The sequence below is a fragment of the Paenibacillus sp. FSL H8-0259 genome (assembly GCF_037963255.1).
GTDB classification, from domain to species: domain Bacteria; phylum Bacillota; class Bacilli; order Paenibacillales; family Paenibacillaceae; genus Paenibacillus_AQ; species Paenibacillus_AQ phytohabitans.
Genome location: NZ_CP150147.1, coordinates 6,271,937 through 6,290,895, shown reverse-complemented (window position 1 = coordinate 6,290,895; position 18,959 = coordinate 6,271,937). Strand labels below are relative to the sequence as shown.

Below are 18,959 nucleotides of genomic sequence, written 5' to 3'. Positions count from 1 at the left end.
GAAACGTTTTTGATCGAAAGGTTTTGAAACGTTTTTGATCGAAGGGTTTTGAAACGTTTTTGATCGAAACGCTTTTGACCTAGTATCAAGGTTTCCAGATTGATCTAAAATGTTATGAACGTTTTTGACCAAGTTGTAAGATAAATAGGAGGATTATATGAAATTCAAATCAGGGTTTGTCGCCATTATCGGCAGACCGAACGTAGGCAAATCGACACTTATGAACCAGGTGATTGGCCAGAAGATCGCCATTATGTCGGACAAGCCGCAGACCACCAGAAACAAAATTCACGGGGTATATACAGCCAATAATTCGCAGATCGTATTCCTGGACACACCGGGTATCCATAAAAGACAGTCGAAGCTGGGCGATTACATGAACCAGACAGCGATGAGCACCCTGCATGAAGTGGAGGCTGTGTTGTTCCTGGTGGATGCTTCTGAGGGCATGGGCGGCGGTGACCGTTATATTGCGGAACAGCTGAACTCCATCAAGACGCCGGTCATTCTCGTGATGAACAAGATTGACAAAATCGAGCCCGAAGCGCTGCTTCCGATGATTACCGAATACAACAAGCTGCATGAGTTCGCCGAGATCGTGCCGATTTCTGCCAAAATGGGCAGCAATGTCAATACGCTGCTGGAGCAGGTGCAGAAGTATCTGCCGGAAGGCCCGCAGTATTATCCGGATGACCAGATTACCGATCACCCGGAGCAATTCGTCTGTGCGGAGCTGATCCGCGAGAAGATTCTGCATCTGACCCGCGAAGAGGTGCCGCATTCCATTGCGGTGGCGATTGAGGACATGAGCGTTGAACCGAATGGCGTAGTGCATATTTCAGCGGTTATTTTTGTGGAGCGCGATTCCCAGAAGGGGATCATTATCGGCAAGCAGGGTGCCCTGCTGAAGGAAGTCGGACGGCGTGCGCGGACGGATATTGAGAACCTGCTGGGTTCGAAGATTTTCCTGGAACTATGGGTAAAAGTGAAAAAAGACTGGCGCAATCAGGACCGCGTACTGCGGGATTTGGGCTTCCATAAAGACCAATAAACCTTCCCTCCGCTTCTACTTGGCAGGAATTGCAAGGATAGATCCCTGAGCTTCGTACATCCTACTTCTGAAGAGACATCGTGTTTCCGAAGAAAGGATGAATACGAATGCGGAACTTTTCGTGGAAGTATTTTGCAATGACTGGAGATGTCGATGCTTATTTGCTGTACAGAGAAGCTGGGGATTCGCCGGAGAGCAGCGGACCGCTGCCGGCGGAGGAAGAGATGGTCACTGATGAAGAAGCACAATAAGGACTGGTTGCTTGCCGAGTGGTTGGGAGAAGAGGCATGCTATACAGGGTGGAAGGGATCGTCATCCGCAGCATGGACTACGGCGAAGGGAACGCAATTATTACGCTTTGCACCGAGAACGCCGGTAAAGTAGGTGTTCTGGTACGGGGCGCCAAGAAGGTGAAAAGCCGCCATGCTGCCCTGATCCAGTTGTTCACAACAGGAGAATTTGTATTTTTCCGTAACAATGGAGGACTCGGAACACTGAATGCCGGGGAGATCACGAAGTCCCATCATCCGCTGCGTGAGGATCTTGTCAAAGCGGCGTATGCATCCTATGCCTGCGAGCTGCTTGACCGGGTACTGCATGATGAAGAGACGGGAAGCTTTTGGTTCCGTCAATTAAGCGCCTGCCTGAATGCACTTGAAGAAGACAAAGAGCCCGGCATCATCATAAATGTTTTTGAAATGAAAGTGCTGCAGGCGGCAGGCTATGGCCCGCAGCTTGATACCTGTGTAGTCTGCGATATGGACAAGCCGGATGAGGAGCTTAGAATCAGTCCGCGTCTTGGCGGTGTAATCTGCCGCAGCTGCCGGCATAATGATCCTCCCGCGATGGAGATTTCTCCGCGTGCACTGAAGCTGCTGCGTCTATTCGCGCTACTTGATCTGACCAGACTTGGCAATGTGGATGTGAAGCCAGAGACACGCGCAGAGCTCAAGGCCATTATGCGGGCATTTATGGATATGCAGCTGGGGCTCCGGCTGAAATCGCAGAGTTTCCTCGATCAGCTTGATAAATACAATATTTGACGAAATGCGAATTATCCGTTACTATAAGTTCAGTTTCTTTTTACAGCAATTTATAGGAATGCCGTGATTGCTCCAGACATGGAGAGAGTGCAGCGATCGGGAAAGTAATGAATCGATTTGTCGCTTCAGCGAGCCGGGGATAGTGGAAGCCTGGCAGGACAACGTTCATGAACATGGCGCCCGGGAGTACGGAAGCGGCAGAATGAAAAGTGGATTTCGCGTAGCGTAATCAAGTAGGGTGGAACCGCGGGAGAAGAATTCAGGCTCTCGTCCCTATGTCTGTTAATCAGGCATGGGGGCGGGAGCTTTTTTGCCTTGTGGCGGACTTATGAAGGATATACTCTCCATAACCTGCCGCAGGGATACAGAAAGAAGCCGGTGACCGCCTCCATCGCGCAGCAGCAAGAGCCAGTCATAAGTAAAGAGGCAGTACACACTTGTAAAGCGAAGGAGTCGGTAGTATGAACTTTCAGCAGATGATTCTGACACTGCAGCAGTTCTGGGCAGCCCAGAACTGTATTCTCGTCCAGCCGTATGATACGGAAAAAGGGGCGGGCACGATGAATCCCATGACCTTTTTGCGGTCACTCGGTCCGGAGCCCTGGAAGGTCGCTTATGTCGAGCCTTCACGCCGTCCGTCAGACGGCCGTTACGGGGAGAACCCGAACCGCCTGTACCAGCATCACCAGTTCCAGGTCATCATCAAGCCGTCCCCGGACAATATTCAGGAGCTGTATCTGGATAGCTTGAAGGCACTGGGCGTAGATCCCCTGCTGCATGACGTGCGGTTTGTCGAAGACAACTGGGAGAATCCGTCACTGGGCTGTGCAGGCCTCGGCTGGGAAGTGTGGCTGGACGGAATGGAAATCACGCAATTTACCTACTTCCAGCAGGTAGGGGGAATTGAAGCCAGCCCGGTAGCGGTGGAGATTACTTACGGTATGGAGCGTCTTGCCTCCTACATTCAGGATAAGGAAAATGTATTCGACCTGGAATGGGTAGACGGAATGACTTACGGTGATGTGTTCCATCAGCCGGAGGTGGAGCATTCCACGTATACTTTTGAAGTTTCCGATGTCAAAATGCTGTTCACCCTGTTCAACACCTACGAAGAGGAAGCGCGCAGAGCGATGGAGAACCATTTGGTTTTCCCCGCCTATGACTATGTGCTGAAATGCTCGCATACCTTCAACCTTCTGGATGCGCGCGGAGCGATCAGTGTAACCGAACGTACGGGATTCATCACAAGAGTGCGTAATCTTGCCCGCACCGTAGCGGCAACATATCTGGAGGAACGCGAGAAGCTCGGCTTCCCGCTGCTGAAGAAAGAAGGTGCTGACCTTGTCTAAAGACATTTTGTTCGAGATCGGTCTCGAGGAAATTCCGGCCCGCTTCATCCGCGCCGCCATGGAACAGTTGAAGGATAGAACAGCCAAATGGCTCGAAGCCTCGCGGATCAGCCACAATGGCGTTACCGCATTTGCAACACCGCGCCGTCTTGCTGTACTGGTGAAGGATGCTGCTGAGCGGCAGGAAGATGTGAGTGAAGAAGTCAAAGGCCCGTCCCGCAAAATCGCACTGGACGCAAGCGGCGAGTGGAGCAAGGCGGCACTTGGATTTGCCCGCAGCCAGGGCGTTGCGCCGGAGCAGTTTACCTTCAAGGAACTGGCGGGCGTAGAATACATCTATGCCACCAAGAGCAGCACCGGGATTGAGACAGCCTCCCTGCTCTCTGAAGGTCTTACAGGTATTGTCAATGCCATGACTTTCCCGAAAAATATGCGCTGGGGCGCTTATGATTTCAAATTTGTCCGGCCAATCCGCTGGATGGTCGCGCTCTTCGGTCAGGAGATTATTGACCTTACGATTACCGGAGTCAAAGCCGGCAATGTGAGCCGCGGCCACCGTTTCCTCGGAGAAGAAGCAGTTATCGCTGAACCTGCCCTGTATGCCGAAGCTCTGCGCAGCCAGCATGTGCTCGTAGATGTGAAGGAACGCGAAGAGCTGATCCTTAGCGGAATCAACAAGCTCGCCGAAGAGAAGAGCTGGAAGATTGCGATTAAGGAAGATCTGCTCGAAGAAGTGCTGTTCCTGGTAGAAACACCGACCGTCTTGTTCGGTACATTCGACCCTGCTTTCCTGAACATTCCGCAGGATGTGCTGATTACTTCTATGCGCGAGCATCAGCGTTACTTCCCGGTGTTCGGCGAAGACGGCAAGCTTCTTCCGTTCTTCGTAACTGTCCGTAACGGGAATGCCATATCGCTGGACGTAATTGCCAAGGGTAACGAGAAGGTGCTGCGCGCCCGGCTGCAGGATGCCAAGTTCTTTTATGAAGAGGACCAGAAGCTGCAGATTAACGATGCGCTGGCCAAGCTGGAGAATATCGTCTATCACGAAGAGCTGGGCAGTGTAGGGGATAAAGTGCGCCGCATCCGTGCCATCGCTGACCGTCTGGCTGTGAAGCTTGCGCTGCCGGCAAGTGCCGCAGCTGAAGTCAGCCGGACTGCGGATATCTGCAAATTCGACCTGGTTACGCAAATGGTGGGCGAGTTCCCTGAGCTGCAGGGTACAATGGGTGAGGATTATGCCCGTAAGGCCGGTGAAGCTGACAATGTATCCAAAGCGATCTTCGAGCACTATCAGCCGCGTTTCGCAGGGGATGCCGTTCCTTCAACGGAGGCAGGTCTGGTAGTCAGCCTTGCCGATAAAATCGATACGATTGTAGGCTGTTTCTCGATCGGAATCATCCCGACCGGTTCCCAGGACCCTTATGCGCTACGCCGTCAGGCGGCAGGAATTGTGCAAATTGTGCTGGAGCATCAGCTTAGTATCAGTTTGCAGGAAATTTTCGCTGCAGCGCTGGAAGTTCATGAAAGTTTACGTTCAGAGAAACATTTCACCCCTGAGCTGCGTATAAACCTTTACGAGTTCTTTGGTCTGCGCGTCAAACGCCTATTATCCGACAACAATGTCCGCTATGATGTTGTGGATGCAGCTATTGCTGCCGGTTTCGATGATATCGTTGACGTAGTAGGCAGAAGTCTTGCGCTTATGAATGCAGTATCAGACGTAGCTGATTTCAAAATCACTGTGGATTCCCTGACCCGCGTCAGCAATCTGGCGGCCAAAGCAGCCGAAGGAACGGTAATCGACCCTTCTCTGCTCAAAGAAGAAGCCGAACAGAAGCTGTATCAGACTTGGCAGAGTATTCATGCTCCTTACCGCGAAGCTCTGGCTGCCTTGCATGCCGCAGAAGCACTGCAGATTCTGTCGGGGCTGAAGGATGCCGTTACCGGATTCTTCGATTCCGTTATGGTCATGGCTGAAGACGAGGCGGTTCGCGCTAACCGTCTGGCACTCTTGTCCGGCATTAACGCGGATTCCAGATTGTTTGCCGATTTCGGCAAGCTGGTGTGGTAATCAAGGATTGAAAATTCAGCTAATGTTTATGACTTATGGTATAGATTGAGGGTTTAGGGTATAAATATACGGAACGGTGCCAATGCGTAAGTTGACATTCGTTCCGTATTTATGCTTTACAAAGAAGGATTTCTGCCAAGCGGAGCGTATATATATTACACGGGAATTTGGTGAGAATCATGGTAAGGTCCCAGGAAAGAAAGATCGTCGTTGATGGGGATGCTTGTCCGGTCAAACAGGAGATTAATGCTGTGGCCCGCAGCTTTGGCATACCGGTACTGATGGTTTCTTCTTACGATCATGTGCTCAAAGCTGAGGAAGGTGTCACGGTTGTCCAGGTGGACCGGGGAGCTGACAGTGCCGATTTGTATATCGCCAATCATATTTCTGCGGGAGATGTCGTAATTACGCAGGATTATGGACTTGCGGCGCTGGCGCTGGGCAAACGCTGCAGGGTGCTCTCGAACCGGGGGCAGGAGTATGAGGATTCCAAAATGGATTTTATGCTGGAGGGCAGGCATGCCCGGGCGGTAGAACGCAGGCGAGGCCACTATTCCAAGGGTCCAAAAGCGATTACCGCAGAGGAAAAAATTTATTTTCAACATAAACTGACAAAACTTTTAACTTTTTTGCAGGAGAATGTACAGCTGTAGCGAATTATATTTATTTGTTAAGAGATGAAGGTGGCTAATGTGGCTAGCGGACACGGTAATATTCCGGAAGAGGTTATCGAAAGCGTGCTGGCGCGGCATGATATTGTCGATACAGTCGGTAAGGTTGTCCATTTGTCCAAGCAGGGGAAATATTTATGGGGCCTCTGCCCGTTCCATTCGGAGAAATCCCCTTCCTTCACCGTCACCCCTGACCGGGGAGTATTTCATTGCTTTGGCTGCGGTATGGGCGGAAATGCCATCAAGTTCAGGATGGAGATCGAAGGATTATCCTTTCCCGAAGCAGTCAGAATAATGGCGGAAGAAAGTGATATACCCGTGCCCGAGGGCAGAGGGGGAGCGCTTGCTCCACCCGATCCAGAGCGGGACCGGCTGATTCAGGCGTATGATTTATCGGCGAAGTATTATCATTATCTGCTGAAGAACACGGAATACGGCACAGCCGCCATGGATTATTTAAGAACCCGGGGTTTCAGCGATAGAATGATTGACCAGTTTCAAATTGGCTATGCGCCGGACCGTTGGGATACACTGCTGCAGTTTCTGGAGAAACGGAGCTTTGATCTCGCCGAGATGGAGAAGGGCGGACTGCTGTCTGCCCGGGGGGAAGGCAAGGGTTATCTGGACCGTTTCCGCGGCCGGGTCATTTTTCCGATTGCTAACCGCATGGGCAAGACCATCGCCTTTGCCGGAAGAATATTCGGTGAGGGGCAGCCGAAATACCTGAATTCCCCGGAGAGCCGGTTATTCAACAAAAGCCGGATCCTGTACAATTTGCACCAGGCCAAAGCATCCATCCGCAAAACGCGGCAAATCGTCCTGTTCGAGGGATACGGTGATGTCATTTCGGCTTGGGATGCAGGTGTGCATAACGGGGTGGCGACCATGGGTACATCGCTCACCGAGGGCCATGTGGCGCTGATGAAAAGCCTGGGGGATGAGATTGTTCTCTCCTATGACGGAGATAAGGCGGGACAAGCTGCCGCACTTAAGGCCATTCCGCTGCTCGAAGAAAGCGGGCTGAGAGTTAAGGTTGCGCTGCTCCCGAGCGGCCTGGACCCCGATGAATTCATCAACCGGCATGGCGGGGACAGATTCAGGGAACAGGTGATTGACTCCGCCGTATCATCCATAAAATTTAAGCTTATATATCTGAAAAAAAACCATATACTCCTAGAGGAAGACGGCAAAATTGCCTATGTCAAGGAGGCTCTGGAGATTATTGCCGGACTCCATTCTTCGACGGAGCGTGAGGTATATCTGAGGGAAATCGCCTCCGAGCTGGAGCTGTCCTATGACAGCTTGAAGCAGGATTGCAATTTACTTCGGGCGTCCATGCAAAAAAACATTCCCGAAGGGGATAATAACGACAAAAGGTGGAATAATGGTAGGCATAAAAAAGGGCAAGTGCAGACACCTACACTGCTGCCTGCTTACCATGTTGCGGAACGGCGCCTTTTATCACTGATGATTCAAGATCCGGAAGCGGCGGCCTATGTGGGCGAACGCCTCGGGGAAGAGTTCAATATTGATGATCATGCGGCAATTGCCGCTTATCTATATGCCTATTATGCGCAAGGCAAACCACCCGGCATCAGCCGGTTTCTATCATCGCTTCAGGATGACCGTCTGGAGAAGACTGCTACGGCGATCTCCATGATGGATACCCCTCCGGACTGGAATACCCAGGTTCTGGACGATTGTATTCGTGAAGTGCAGAAGTATCCTCTGCAGCGCAAAATAGAACCCAAGCGTGAAGAGATGATTCAGGCGGAAAAATCCGGTGACTTTTTGCGTGCAGCACAAATAGCAAGTGAAATTTTAGCCCTAGAGAGACAATGAGACATTGACAGGATGTACCTAGGGAGGAGGGAGTCGAATTATGGCGAACGATCAGCATACTGAACTGGAAGCGGAATTTACTCTGGATCAGGTTAAGGACCAGCTTATTGACCATGGTAAGAAAAGATCATCATTGAACTACAAAGATATTATGGAGAAATTATCGCCGTTTGATCAAGACCCCGAGCAGATGGAGGAATTCTACGAGCAGCTGAGCGATCTGGGGATCGAAGTTGTGAATGAGAATGATGAAGAGGTCAACAGCCTCCGGCCAAGTGAGGATAATGAGGACAAAGACAGTGATGATTTCAGCTTCGACGATGATCTGTCGCTGCCTCCGGGCATCAAGATCAACGACCCCGTCCGGATGTATCTGAAGGAAATCGGGCGTGTTCCGCTGTTATCGGCTGACGATGAAGTGGAACTGGCAATGAGAATCAAGAATGGTGACGAGGAAGCGAAGCGGAGACTTGCTGAAGCGAACCTGCGGCTCGTAGTCAGTATCGCCAAACGTTATGTCGGACGCGGCATGCTGTTCCTGGACTTGATTCAGGAAGGCAACATGGGTCTGATCAAGGCCGTTGAGAAATTTGACCACAATAAAGGCTTCAAATTCAGTACCTATGCTACCTGGTGGATTCGTCAGGCGATTACCCGCGCGATTGCCGACCAGGCACGTACGATCCGTATTCCTGTGCACATGGTGGAAACCATCAACAAATTGATCCGGGTCTCCCGCCAATTGCTGCAGGAGCTGGGACGTGAGCCTTCGCCGGAAGAGATAGCGGCTGAGATGGAACTGACCGTTGAGAAGGTTCGGGAAATCATGAAGATTGCCCAAGAGCCGGTATCACTGGAAACACCAATCGGTGAGGAAGATGATTCGCATCTGGGAGATTTCATTGAGGATCAGGAGGCGCTTGCGCCTGCGGATGCAGCGGCTTATGAGCTGCTGAAGGAACAGCTGGAGGATGTGCTGGACACGCTCACCGAGCGTGAAGAGAACGTGCTTCGCCTGCGCTTCGGACTGGATGACGGACGGACGAGAACCCTCGAAGAAGTGGGTAAGGTGTTCGGTGTTACCCGCGAGCGTATCCGCCAGATTGAAGCCAAAGCACTGCGCAAGCTGCGTCACCCGAGCCGCAGTAAGCGGTTGAAGGATTTCCTCGAATAGACGTATAAGGCCGGACCTTCTGCTGCACGGTGGCAGGAGGTCCTTTGTGTATATTCTGGGGGTCCCCGCAAAGTACCTGAGTCATCATCGAAGCTAAAGCCCCACTGTGTGGGGGTTATGTAACAGGTCAGAGGCAGGATCTGGAAAGAGGGATGAGCCGTTGAATTTGGAGAAACGTGACACTATTTTAAGAGAAATTCAGTACTGGAGAAGAAGCAAGCTGCTGCCGGAGCAATATTGTGACTTCCTGACCAACCTGTATGATGATCAAGCAGAAATTAAGGATAGCAATCCGGTGTCGCTGCGGAATCTCCAACAGGGAAGCATCAAAATATGGCTGTTTGGTTTTGGAATAATTTCCTTGATTTTCTTGATTAGTCTTTATTTTAGCGTTTTTCCCTGGCCTTTGCAACTTGCCACGGCGCTCTGTGTATTAATTGTATGTTATGGCTATTCTGCTATTTATCAGGACCGCAACAAGATGATCAGTCTGGTGCTGGCAGGAATCGGCAGCGTGTTAACCCTTGGGTTCGGGCTATGGTTAATTGCTCTGCATGATCTGGATCCGGACTTTTGGAGACCTTTGCTGATTGCAGCCTGCGGTCTTCTATGGTGTGTACTTGGCTTCTTTTTGCGTATCGGACTCCTTCATTTTTGCGGTTTTGCCTTTTGGGCCCTGCTGTACGCGGGATTCTTCGGCCAGGCGAGGCCGGATGCTTCCATTCTCATGCTGGAACTGCTCTGGCTTCCGCTCTGTGTGCTGATGATCTGGCTCAGCTGGCTTTTGTATCACCGGGTTAGCGGGGTCTCGGGTGTGTACCTGGGCGTCGGCGTTTCACTCTGGCTGATGCCGGAAATCGATGCGCTGTGGCTCAGATCGGGATTCCCGGAATGGACTTCGCTTGTATTAATACTGAAGATCGCTGTTGGCTTAGCGCTGCTGTTCATCTTCAGAAAAAAATGGATAACGTGGGTGGCCTCATGAATAACGTAAACAACGTAAAATTATCAGACCGGCTTCAGCGATTGCTGGAGCAGGTGCCGGAAGGAAGCAGGCTTGCTGATATTGGTTCAGATCACGCCTTGCTGCCTGTTGCTGCAGTGATGAGCGGGCGTGTGCCGTCGGCAATTGCCGGGGAAGTGAACCTGGGACCGTATGAAGCAGCAGGCAGAGGTGTAGCCGAAGCAGGCCTCAGCAAGCAGATTGCTGTACGGCGTGGAGACGGACTGGAAGTGCTGGAGCCGGGGGAAGCAGACTGCATCACAATTGCCGGCATGGGCGGATCGCTAATCGCTGCTATTCTTGAACGCGGCCGGCAACTGGGGAAGCTGGCAGGGGTGAAGACACTTGCGCTGCAGCCCAATGTGGGCGAGGATATTCTGCGCCGCTGGCTGCTTGGTAACGGCTGGGTGCTGATCTCGGAGCATATTTTGGAGGAAGACGGCAAAACTTATGAGATCCTGACAGCGGTCCCTGAAGGCACTGAAGCTGGCCGGACGAATGAACAGCTGTACCGGGAACAAACGCTCGCCGGCGGCAAGTTGGCCCTTGATCAGGGTCTGCTGCTGCAGATGGGCCCTTGGCTGCTGCAAGCGCCGAATGAAGTGTTCATGGCGAAGTGGCAGGGGGAAATCTCTAAGCTGGAAGGTATCCTGACCTCATTATCGCGTTCGGAGCTGGAGGCGGCAGAAGAGAAGCGCAGTAAGATCAGTGCACAGATCAAGCGGATAGCGGAGGTGCTGGAATGTTTGCCAAAGGACAGACTGTAATAGGATATATGGAGCAGCTTGCACCGAAGCATCTGGCGGAGGAATGGGATAATGTCGGGCTTCAACTGGGCAGTCTGCAGAAAGAGATCACAGGCGTGCTGGTCGCGCTGGATGTTAACGACAGTGTCGTGGACGAAGCGATTGCCCAGGGCTGCAATCTGATCATCGCACATCACGCGATTATTTTCCGGCCGGTCAAAGGCATTCTTACAGATACTCCCATGGGCCGGCTGTATGAGAAGCTGATCAAAAACGACATTGCCGTCTATATCAGCCATACCAATCTGGATGTGGCGGAAGGCGGAATGAACGACTGGATGGCGGAAGCGCTGGGGATTGAGAACGGTGCACCGATCAAGGATATTCATACGGAGCAATTGTCCAAGCTCGTTGTATTTGTGCCGAAGGATCACCATCAGAAGGTGCTGGATGCGATTCTGAATGCCGGTGCGGGCTGGATCGGCAATTACAGCCATTGCAGCTTCAACATTGAGGGCTATGGCACCTTCATTCCGCAGGAAGGGACAGACCCTTATATCGGCAAGCAAGGCAAGCTGGAGCGGGCTGAAGAGATCCGCATTGAGACCATTGTGCCGCATCCGATCCGGAACAAAGTTGTGCAGGCGATGCTGAAGGCTCATCCGTATGAAGAGGTGGCTTATGATCTCTATTCCATGGACCTCAAGGGCCGCAGCCTCGGCCTCGGAAGAGTGGGTAAGCTTAAGGAGCCGACCACGCTGGGAGAGTTCGTGGAGACCGTTAAGAGCGGTCTGGATGTCGGCCATGTGCGGGTTGTCGGCGATCTGAACCGTCCTATCCGCAAGGCAGCTGTGATGGGCGGGTCCGGTGCCAAGTATTACAGCAGTGCCATCTTCAAAGGAGCGGATGTGCTGGTGACCGGTGATATCGATTACCATACGGCTCAGGATGCACACCTGGCAGGCATCGCACTGATCGATCCCGGGCATAACGCGGAGAAGATCATGAAGGAGAAAGTAGCGGAATTTCTTGCCGGTAAGCTGACGGAGCATAAGTGCAGTACTGTGGTGCATGCCTCCAAGCTGAACACCGAGCCTTTTAATTTCCTCTAAGCTTGCTGGGCTGCAATTATTTACACTTGTGTCCGCTGGTCCAAGTCTGTATAATATACAATGTTGTTCCGGAAAGTTTGACAGACAATCGCCGGTGTGCGTGAGAACGCCGCGGGAGGAAAGTCCGGGCTCCATAAGGCAGGATGCTGGATAACGTCCAGTCGGCGCGAGCCGAAGGATAGTGCCACAGAAATGGACCGCCGATGGCTGCTTTCGGGCAGCACAGGCAAGGATGGAACCGAGGTGTAAGAGACCCCGAGGAACGCTGGTGACTTCGTTCCTGGTAAACCCCATCTGGAGCAAGACCTAATGAGACGCAGCGTCTTCCCTAACCGGAAGAAGCAGCCTTCGCCTGAGGCGTGTCTAGGTTGGTCGCTGGAGCTGTGCAGTAATGTATGGCCTAGATAGATGATTGTCGCTTATGGTGGGAGGGTAGTTCCCGTTTGAACCACAACGAGCACAGAACCCGGCTTACGGCAAACTTTCCTAACTGACAACGAATAAGCACTGTGCGGTAACTCAATACACATACAGACATTAAGACGGCGGCCTCCTCAGGGGGCCGCCTTTTGTATACAGTTACAGGTAACATCCGGGGGAAGGCTACATAGGAAGCAAACGCTCCTCATACCGGGACATGGCTGTCTCCAGCCGCTGCACCGCAAGCGGCAGCAGCTCCGGCCGCGTATGGGTGAAGTTGAGGCGCATCGCATTCTTCAGCGGCCGGGCGGAGTAGAATACCTCGCCGGGAACGAAGGCGACGCCCTGCTCTACGGCAAGCGGCAGCAGCTCTGCGGTATTGATGCGGCCGGGCAGGGTCAGCCACAGGAACATGCCGCCGCGCGGCTCAAGGAAGCTGGCCCCTTCCCAGTTCCGCGAGGAGAGCTCAGCCGAGAGCAGCTTCATCCGTGACTGATATTCACGGGAGATCACTCGGATATGGCCCTCAAGGTCAAAACTCTGCAGAAGCTCATGCAGAGCGCGCTGATCAATGGCGCTGGAATGCAGATCGGCAGCCTGCTTGGCTTTGGCAACGACACGAATCAGTTCCAGGGGCCCGGTGATCCAGCCGGTGCGCAGTCCGGGTGCAACGATTTTGGAGAACGTACCAGTGTAGACCACACAGGAATCCCCGTCCATACTTCTGTCAATGGCGGCGAGCGCAGGCGGATATGCTCCCGGTGTCTCGTCGAAGGCAATCTCGCCGTACGGATTGTCCTCCAATATCAGCACACCGTATTTCCTGCATAGCCCTACAACTTGTTCACGGCGTTCTTTGCTCCAGGTCGCACCTGAGGGATTGTTGAACGTAGGGACGGCATACAGGAGCTTAGGCCGGTGCGTACGGAGCTGTTCTTCGAGATGCTCAGGCAGCATGCCATGTTCATCACTGTCCACTACGCGGATGTCTGCACGGTACGAGCCCAGCACCTGCAGGGCAGCCAAGTAAGTCGGGGCTTCCACCAGTACGGCATCACCCGGATCAATAAGTATTCTGCAGAGCAGATCTATAGCCTGCTGGGAACCGGTGGTGAGGAGCATTTCCTGTGCGGACACCGGAATGCCCTGCTGTCCCAATCTTGCAGCGACCGCTTCACGCAGCGGAAGGTATCCTTCGGTTAAGCCGTATTGCAGCGCTGAAACATCACTGGAGAGTACACGGCTATAGGCATCGCGGACAGCCTCTACAGGGAACAGCTCCTCAGCAGGCAGGCCGCCAGCCAGCGAGATAATATCTTTGCCCTGCGTAATTTTGAGAATGTCACGGACAGCTGAGGACCCCAGGTGGTTCGTCATCTCAGCATAATTGATCTTCATGGTTCATGCTCCCCGCTAATCTGAATTTTGTTGTATCATAACGGTATAGCAGTATAACAGTAAAGCGCTAAATATAACAGTCAGGGGGAAACGGGATGCATATTGATTTACTCCGCAGCGGCACTAAATCTCTGCCGCAGCAGATCAGTGAGACAATCGCCCAGCGGATCACTTCCGGACTGCTCCAGCCGGGGAGTAAGCTGCCTTCCGTAAGAGGTCTGGCCTCCTCCTTGAAGGTAAGCCAGGTAACTGTCAGCAAGGCTTATGCTGATCTGGAAACCCGCGGCCATATTGTCTGCAGCCAGGGCAAGGGCTGTTATGTAGCGGAGCGGCAGCGGAATTTGCCCGATACTTCAGCCGGATGGCAGGACAGTTATGACGACTACCTGCCGCGGGCACAGCTGTGGCGCAACTTCAATTATTCGGAAGTGAAGTATCCCTTCCATCTGGCAGCAATACACAGCAGCCTCCTTCCGCTTGAACCGATTGGCGCCACTATGGCGGCTCTGGTACAAGAAGAGCCGGAGCTGATGGCCTCCTACGGGAATTTCCAGGGGGATCAGGAGCTGCGGGAGGTGATGCGCAGGCATCTGCAGAGCCGGGGCATAGCGATTGGGTCCAATGACTTAATGATTACCAGCGGTTCGCAGCAGGGAATCGATCTGGTGGCCCGGACCTTTGTCGGTCCCGGGGACACCGTCTATCTGGAGGCACCCAGCTATACGGGGGCCATTGATGTTTTTGCCGGACGGGGGGCAGAGATGATCTTCGTTCCGATGGATGAGCAAGGGATGCGGGTGGACAGGCTTACTGCAATGTGTGACCGCAGACCGCCGAAGCTCATCTATACGAACCCTACCTTTCAGAATCCCAGCGGCGCTACGATGAGCATAACAAGAAGACAGCGGCTGCTGGAGCTTGCCCGCAGTTACCGCTGTCTCATTGTGGAGGATGATCCGTTCAGTGATTTGTATTTCCATCAGCCGCCCCCGCCGTCGATCAAATCGATGGATGGCGCCGGGCATGTAGTCTACATGAAGAGCTTCAGCAAAGTGCTCGCCCCCGGCTGCCGGATCGCCTGCGTTGCCGCTGAAGGCAATATCCTGTCCAGGCTGATTGCGGCCAAGTCGTCGAGTGACCTGGGCAGTCCGCTGCTGACCCAGCGCGCGGTATTGCCGTTCATCGACCGCAGGTATGAGGCTTACGCGGCGAAGCTGCGGACCGCCCTGCGCCTTCGCAAGGAAGCGGCGGCGATGCTTCTGAAGCAGTATGCCCCGGCCGGAGTCAGCTGGACGCTGCCTGAGGGCGGCCTGAACCTATGGCTGCAGCTGCCCGAATCCCCCGGGATTGACAAGCTGCACGCGCTGGCTGATCAGGAAGGGATATCCTTCCTGCCTGGAGATGTCTGCTATGCCGGAGATACGCCTTCCCGCCATATCCGGCTCTGTTATTCGCAGCTTACGCAAGAAGACATGGAGCGCGGGCTCAGACAGTTCCTGCACCTGCTGGACCGGCATCTGCATTCAATCCGCCAATAAGCCTTCCCGCGTCAAGCCAAGCGGACAAGCGTCTAACTCATTGCATGGATTTCAGCTGTTTACCGACATGCTGGGGGAATAACTGCAGGGGAACCTGACCTCCGCCGGCAGCCTGCAGTGTCTTGTAGATATCTACCTGACCCCAGCCATAGTATTTATCATGTCCGGCATCACCCAGATCCACCGCATTTGAGGTCAGCAGCTCGGTTACTTCCTTATTGGTCAGTTCGGGGTTCAGCGAGCGTACCAGCCCGGCGAGCGCTGCCACATGAGGGCTGGCCATCGAGGTTCCGGATAATGCCGCATACTGATTATCAGGATAGGTGCTGGCGATACTCTCCCCGGGTGCAGCCACATCGATATAATCCCCGTAATTGGAGAAAGACGCTCTTCCTCCGGTGGAATTGGTTGCGGCCACGGCAATTACCTCCTCATAGGCGGCAGGGTAGCCCGGCCGTTCGGTATTGTCATTGCCGGAAGCGGAGACAATGACAACGTCGCGGTCATAGGCATATTTGATGGCATCATGCAGGAACTGGGAGTCGGCATAATTGCCCAGGCTGAGATTAATCACTTTGGCGCCATGGTCGGCAGCCCAGATAATGCCTTCGGCAACGGAATAAGTGGTGCCAGCCCCGGAGTTGTCGAGCGCTTTTACCGGAAGGATCTTGTTATACCAGCTGATGCCGGCCACACCTTCCTCATTATTGGTCAATGCTCCGATAATGCCTGAGACATGCGTGCCATGCCCGACATCATCATCCGGCGCTCCACCGTTAGTTATCGCATTATATCCGGCCAGCAGCTGGCCCTGCAGATCGGGATGGTCCGCCTGAACTCCGGTATCCACCACGGCTACAACGACTTCCTTGCTGCCTTTGGACAGATTCCAGCCCAGCTCTGTTTCAATGGCCGGCAGATTCCACTGATAGGTGGAGAAGAGCAGATCATTAGGCGTTATAACATTGGCTCCTGTATTTTCGCTCACTGTATCATTGGTTAAATACATATAGTGAGGCTCGGAATATTGCGGGTGCCATTTATAAGCGAAGTAGGTTTTGAGCTGGGAATAGTTCATCTTCTCTGAGCGGAAAATATAGGCATACCCCAGCTTACGCGGCTCCTTGCACTGAATATCTGCGGCAATGGTCTGGAGCTGGCCTGCTGTAGGATGCCCGCTCCGGAACCGGACGACGATCTCGTTCTCGTAGTAGTGGCTGGCATTCTCGTTGTCATGGCCTGTCTTGACAGTGAGGTCCTTCAGCGTATCGGCATGAACGGATTCTACGCGGTACTTGCCTTCCTTAGGATAAGGGATCAGACGGAGATTCTTTAGCTGGTGCTGGGCTACCCGGTCAAGGATCTTCTGATTGATCAGGGCAATGACACCGAGCTGGCACTCCTGGTCACGCTGTGCCACGAAATAATATTTCTTGCTGCCGATTACAAAAGACGGGGACTCATAGGCTTGATGCCCCTTGATGGCCGACTTGGCTGTGTTCAGGTATTTGAGCAGCTGCTTGTTCTCCTGGTCCGTTCCTTCCGGAAGAGAGGATTTATAGGTAGTTGTCTTCTGCGTGCGGAAATCAATCAGCATCAGCATGGTGATATGACCGTGTCCCTGCTGTAAGTTCCTGGCATATGCTGAGATATCCTCAGGCGAAGCGCCGTGGGTATCCGAGAGCATAGTTCTAAGATGTTTGCTTACATCCACGCGGTTCAGGCGGTCAGTAGCACTCACATCCTGTACCAGGGCTGTTTTCTTGATGGTTTTCTCCTGAGAGGGATTCGGCACAGAGGCTTGTCTGAGGGTACCGTTTATGGCGCTGTCTTCCGGCCGCAGGGCAAAAGTAAGCAGCACCACCGTCAGCGCAGCAGTGACCAGACCGGCGACGGTTAAATTTTTTCGTGACATGGTTTCCGCTCCTTCCTGGCATTGTAATACCCGTTAGGTTTAGAAGAGAGGGCCGGTTTTATGCATCGGAGAAAAGGATACCGCCGTACAGGGTTTTATGTTAATATCAGAAAATAAGCGCTTTCCGGGGCTTGTATCCGGTCTGCCGGACCGGGATGACTCTCCTCGCCTGCGGTGGGTGGAGACCGGTGAAGTTTTGTGATACTATCAAGATAGAACTACTCGAAATGATTATGTCGTAACGACTACAAAGCAAGGACTAATAAGGGGGAGCAATCGCCATGTCAGCAGCTAATGTGCAGAAATTGTGTGAATCGACGAGAGAAAAACTTAAATCCGTAATCGGAAAAATGGAACTGTTCCTGAACGAGCATGCGCTTCCGCAACTGGTTGCCGAAGAGGATGAAGAAACACTGCATTTCTATCAAGGGTTCTTGTCCGATCTCCGCCATCTGCTGGTGTTCTCGGAGATGTCTTATGAGAAGCTTGGGGTTGCTCTGCGCCGCGCCACTTTTGATGAAGCCTTCGCGCAAAAAGCGCTATATAATGTATATCATTTTGGAGTGAACAACTTCTTCTATCCTAAGAATGAAAGCTACTCCGAAGATGGACGCTATGCCTACACAGGTCAGGATGCGATCCGTTTCCGCAAGAAGCCGGTTCGTCCGGCGCGCGATATTATTATGGAGATTACCAAGGTCTATGAAGAGCTGCGTGATGATCTGGCTTATTATGAGAACGATTATTTAACGGAGAAACGGATGCAGAATCAGGTGTAATACCGGAGCTGCCGGTTTCAGGCAAAGGACCGGGTTTGTCATGAGCAACATGACAGCCCGGTCTTTTTTGCGTGCACATTTGGGTGTACATATGAACGGCTCCCTTTCATCAGCTGGAAACCATTCAGCCGCATAGCAGTAAAGCGGAGAGGACATAATGAAGCCGAGGTGATCATTATGACAAACGCAAAACCGCTTGTGAGATGCAGTGTGAGCAACTGTCATTATTGGGGAGAACAGAACCTGTGCCGTGCCGAAGAAATTGTTATTGAAATTGACAAGCATGCAGGCAGCCATTTCAAGGAAGAATATGCTGAAGAGCTGACGGCAAATAATCATCATGACCATGCCGGAACTTCATCCGCAACCTGTTGTCTGACGTTCAAGCCGAACGCCTAGAGGAGGCCCTTATGGACAATCAGAATGATGAACCCAAAGTGGACCGTTCGGAACGCAGGAAGATTATTTTGCGTCCGCGCAGAGTGGATTATCCCCGCCGGGACAGAAGTCATAACGAGGAATATGCTGCTGAAATCAGTCCGCTTCCCGTGCAGGTCCATAGTACCTCCAACAGGGAAACAGAACGTACAACCGGCAGTGTAAAGGAAAGCGATGAACGGACAATCGGTTATATTGGCCTCGGATTTGGTGTGGTTTCTTTATTTATCTGGTCAATAATTATGGGGCCTATTGCTGCAGTGCTCGGGTATTATGCCTATGCCAGGGGGCAAAAAACTGCTGGCGCCTGGTCCATGGGACTGGGAATTGTCTCTACCTTAAGTTATTTTGTCTTAATTCCTTTTGCCCGTTAGAGTAAGCTGCATGCAGAAATTTGATTTCAAAA

General features: G+C 52.6%; 17 protein-coding genes and 1 other RNA gene. 16 read left to right on the top strand and 2 right to left on the bottom strand.

The genetic code is table 11. The features are described from left to right. The first annotated feature begins 157 nt into the window (after positions 1-157). From era to rnpB, 12 genes are all read left to right on the top strand, one after another. Positions 158-1,051, top strand: coding sequence for a GTPase Era (era, locus tag NSU01_RS27080; RefSeq protein ID WP_039304132.1), 894 nt, complete (start codon positions 158-160; stop codon positions 1,049-1,051). 107 nt (positions 1,052-1,158) lie between these two features. Then, complete coding sequence (locus NSU01_RS27075; protein WP_076244089.1) at positions 1,159-1,302, top strand: YqzL family protein; 144 nt, start codon at positions 1,159-1,161, stop codon at positions 1,300-1,302. A 36-nt stretch (positions 1,303-1,338) separates the two neighbouring features. Next, complete coding sequence (recO, locus tag NSU01_RS27070; RefSeq protein WP_076244088.1) at positions 1,339-2,094, top strand: DNA repair protein RecO; 756 nt, start codon at positions 1,339-1,341, stop codon at positions 2,092-2,094. 461 nt (positions 2,095-2,555) lie between these two features. Next, positions 2,556-3,443: a glycine--tRNA ligase subunit alpha gene (glyQ, locus tag NSU01_RS27065; protein WP_039304138.1), complete on the top strand. Its 888-nt coding sequence runs from the start codon at positions 2,556-2,558 to the stop codon at positions 3,441-3,443. Further along, positions 3,436-5,517: a glycine--tRNA ligase subunit beta gene (glyS, locus tag NSU01_RS27060; protein ID WP_076244086.1), complete on the top strand. Its 2,082-nt coding sequence runs from the start codon at positions 3,436-3,438 to the stop codon at positions 5,515-5,517. Before glyQ ends, glyS begins: the two co-directional genes overlap by 8 nt. A gap of 179 nt (positions 5,518-5,696) precedes the next feature. After that, the gene (locus NSU01_RS27055; RefSeq protein ID WP_042139425.1) at positions 5,697-6,170 is read left to right on the top strand and encodes a DUF188 domain-containing protein; all 474 of its coding nucleotides are present in this window, start codon (positions 5,697-5,699) and stop codon (positions 6,168-6,170) included. A gap of 39 nt (positions 6,171-6,209) precedes the next feature. Continuing rightward, the gene (dnaG, locus tag NSU01_RS27050) at positions 6,210-8,030 is read left to right on the top strand and encodes a DNA primase (RefSeq protein WP_039304434.1); all 1,821 of its coding nucleotides are present in this window, start codon (positions 6,210-6,212) and stop codon (positions 8,028-8,030) included. 40 nt (positions 8,031-8,070) lie between these two features. After that, positions 8,071-9,204 (top strand): RNA polymerase sigma factor RpoD, encoded by a 1,134-nt coding sequence (rpoD, locus tag NSU01_RS27045; RefSeq protein WP_039304147.1) that lies wholly within the window; start codon positions 8,071-8,073, stop codon positions 9,202-9,204. 160 nt (positions 9,205-9,364) lie between these two features. Next, positions 9,365-10,189 carry a hypothetical protein gene (locus NSU01_RS27040; protein ID WP_076244084.1) on the top strand — a complete coding sequence of 275 codons (825 nt, stop codon included), beginning with the start codon at positions 9,365-9,367 and terminating at the stop codon, positions 10,187-10,189. Continuing rightward, complete coding sequence (locus tag NSU01_RS27035) at positions 10,186-10,974, top strand: class I SAM-dependent methyltransferase (protein ID WP_076244081.1); 789 nt, start codon at positions 10,186-10,188, stop codon at positions 10,972-10,974. The genes NSU01_RS27040 and NSU01_RS27035 overlap by 4 nt, the downstream gene beginning before the upstream one ends. After that, positions 10,950-12,065 (top strand): Nif3-like dinuclear metal center hexameric protein, encoded by a 1,116-nt coding sequence (locus NSU01_RS27030; protein WP_042139420.1) that lies wholly within the window; start codon positions 10,950-10,952, stop codon positions 12,063-12,065. The genes NSU01_RS27035 and NSU01_RS27030 overlap by 25 nt, the downstream gene beginning before the upstream one ends. Before the next feature lie 72 nt (positions 12,066-12,137). Continuing rightward, an RNA gene (rnpB, locus tag NSU01_RS27025) (RNase P RNA component class A) lies at positions 12,138-12,554 on the top strand. Between the two features lie 114 nt (positions 12,555-12,668). On the opposite strand, the gene NSU01_RS27020 is transcribed toward rnpB, so the two are convergent. Further along, a complete protein-coding gene (locus NSU01_RS27020; RefSeq protein WP_076244078.1) occupies positions 12,669-13,883 on the bottom strand; it encodes a PLP-dependent aminotransferase family protein in 1,215 nt (404 codons plus the stop codon). Between the two features lie 95 nt (positions 13,884-13,978). Here NSU01_RS27020 and NSU01_RS27015 point away from each other — a divergent pair, with 95 nt between their 5' ends. Next, positions 13,979-15,421, top strand: coding sequence for a PLP-dependent aminotransferase family protein (locus tag NSU01_RS27015; RefSeq protein WP_076244075.1), 1,443 nt, complete (start codon positions 13,979-13,981; stop codon positions 15,419-15,421). Between the two features lie 37 nt (positions 15,422-15,458). Here the strand turns inward: NSU01_RS27015 and NSU01_RS27010 are convergent, their stop codons facing one another. After that, a complete protein-coding gene (locus NSU01_RS27010; protein ID WP_076244072.1) occupies positions 15,459-17,336 on the bottom strand; it encodes a S8 family peptidase in 1,878 nt (625 codons plus the stop codon). Positions 17,337-17,617: 281 nt separating this feature from the next. Here NSU01_RS27010 and NSU01_RS27005 point away from each other — a divergent pair, with 281 nt between their 5' ends. The 3 genes from NSU01_RS27005 to NSU01_RS26995 all read left to right on the top strand — a co-directional run bounded on the left by NSU01_RS27005 (position 17,618) and on the right by NSU01_RS26995 (position 18,927). Next, a complete protein-coding gene (locus tag NSU01_RS27005) occupies positions 17,618-18,115 on the top strand; it encodes a YpuI family protein (RefSeq protein ID WP_042139416.1) in 498 nt (165 codons plus the stop codon). A 174-nt stretch (positions 18,116-18,289) separates the two neighbouring features. Continuing rightward, complete coding sequence (locus NSU01_RS27000) at positions 18,290-18,514, top strand: DUF1540 domain-containing protein (RefSeq protein WP_144026083.1); 225 nt, start codon at positions 18,290-18,292, stop codon at positions 18,512-18,514. 11 nt (positions 18,515-18,525) lie between these two features. Then, on the top strand, positions 18,526-18,927 hold the full coding sequence (locus tag NSU01_RS26995; protein ID WP_076244070.1) for a hypothetical protein: 402 nt from the start codon (positions 18,526-18,528) through the stop codon (positions 18,925-18,927). The last annotated feature ends 32 nt before the right edge of the window (positions 18,928-18,959 follow it).

Coding starts and splice junctions, on each gene's coding strand:
- recO (WP_076244088.1), top strand. CDS start 1,339: ATGCTATACAGGGTGGAAGGGATCGTCATCCGCAGCATGGACTACGGC.
- NSU01_RS27035 (WP_076244081.1), top strand. CDS start 10,186: ATGAATAACGTAAACAACGTAAAATTATCAGACCGGCTTCAGCGATTG.
- glyQ (WP_039304138.1), top strand. CDS start 2,556: ATGAACTTTCAGCAGATGATTCTGACACTGCAGCAGTTCTGGGCAGCC.
- rpoD (WP_039304147.1), top strand. CDS start 8,071: ATGGCGAACGATCAGCATACTGAACTGGAAGCGGAATTTACTCTGGAT.
- era (WP_039304132.1), top strand. CDS start 158: ATGAAATTCAAATCAGGGTTTGTCGCCATTATCGGCAGACCGAACGTA.
- NSU01_RS27075 (WP_076244089.1), top strand. CDS start 1,159: ATGCGGAACTTTTCGTGGAAGTATTTTGCAATGACTGGAGATGTCGAT.
- NSU01_RS27020 (WP_076244078.1), bottom strand. CDS start 13,883: ATGAAGATCAATTATGCTGAGATGACGAACCACCTGGGGTCCTCAGCT.
- NSU01_RS27030 (WP_042139420.1), top strand. CDS start 10,950: ATGTTTGCCAAAGGACAGACTGTAATAGGATATATGGAGCAGCTTGCA.
- NSU01_RS26995 (WP_076244070.1), top strand. CDS start 18,526: ATGGACAATCAGAATGATGAACCCAAAGTGGACCGTTCGGAACGCAGG.
- NSU01_RS27015 (WP_076244075.1), top strand. CDS start 13,979: ATGCATATTGATTTACTCCGCAGCGGCACTAAATCTCTGCCGCAGCAG.
- NSU01_RS27010 (WP_076244072.1), bottom strand. CDS start 17,336: ATGTCACGAAAAAATTTAACCGTCGCCGGTCTGGTCACTGCTGCGCTG.
- NSU01_RS27005 (WP_042139416.1), top strand. CDS start 17,618: ATGTCAGCAGCTAATGTGCAGAAATTGTGTGAATCGACGAGAGAAAAA.
- NSU01_RS27055 (WP_042139425.1), top strand. CDS start 5,697: ATGGTAAGGTCCCAGGAAAGAAAGATCGTCGTTGATGGGGATGCTTGT.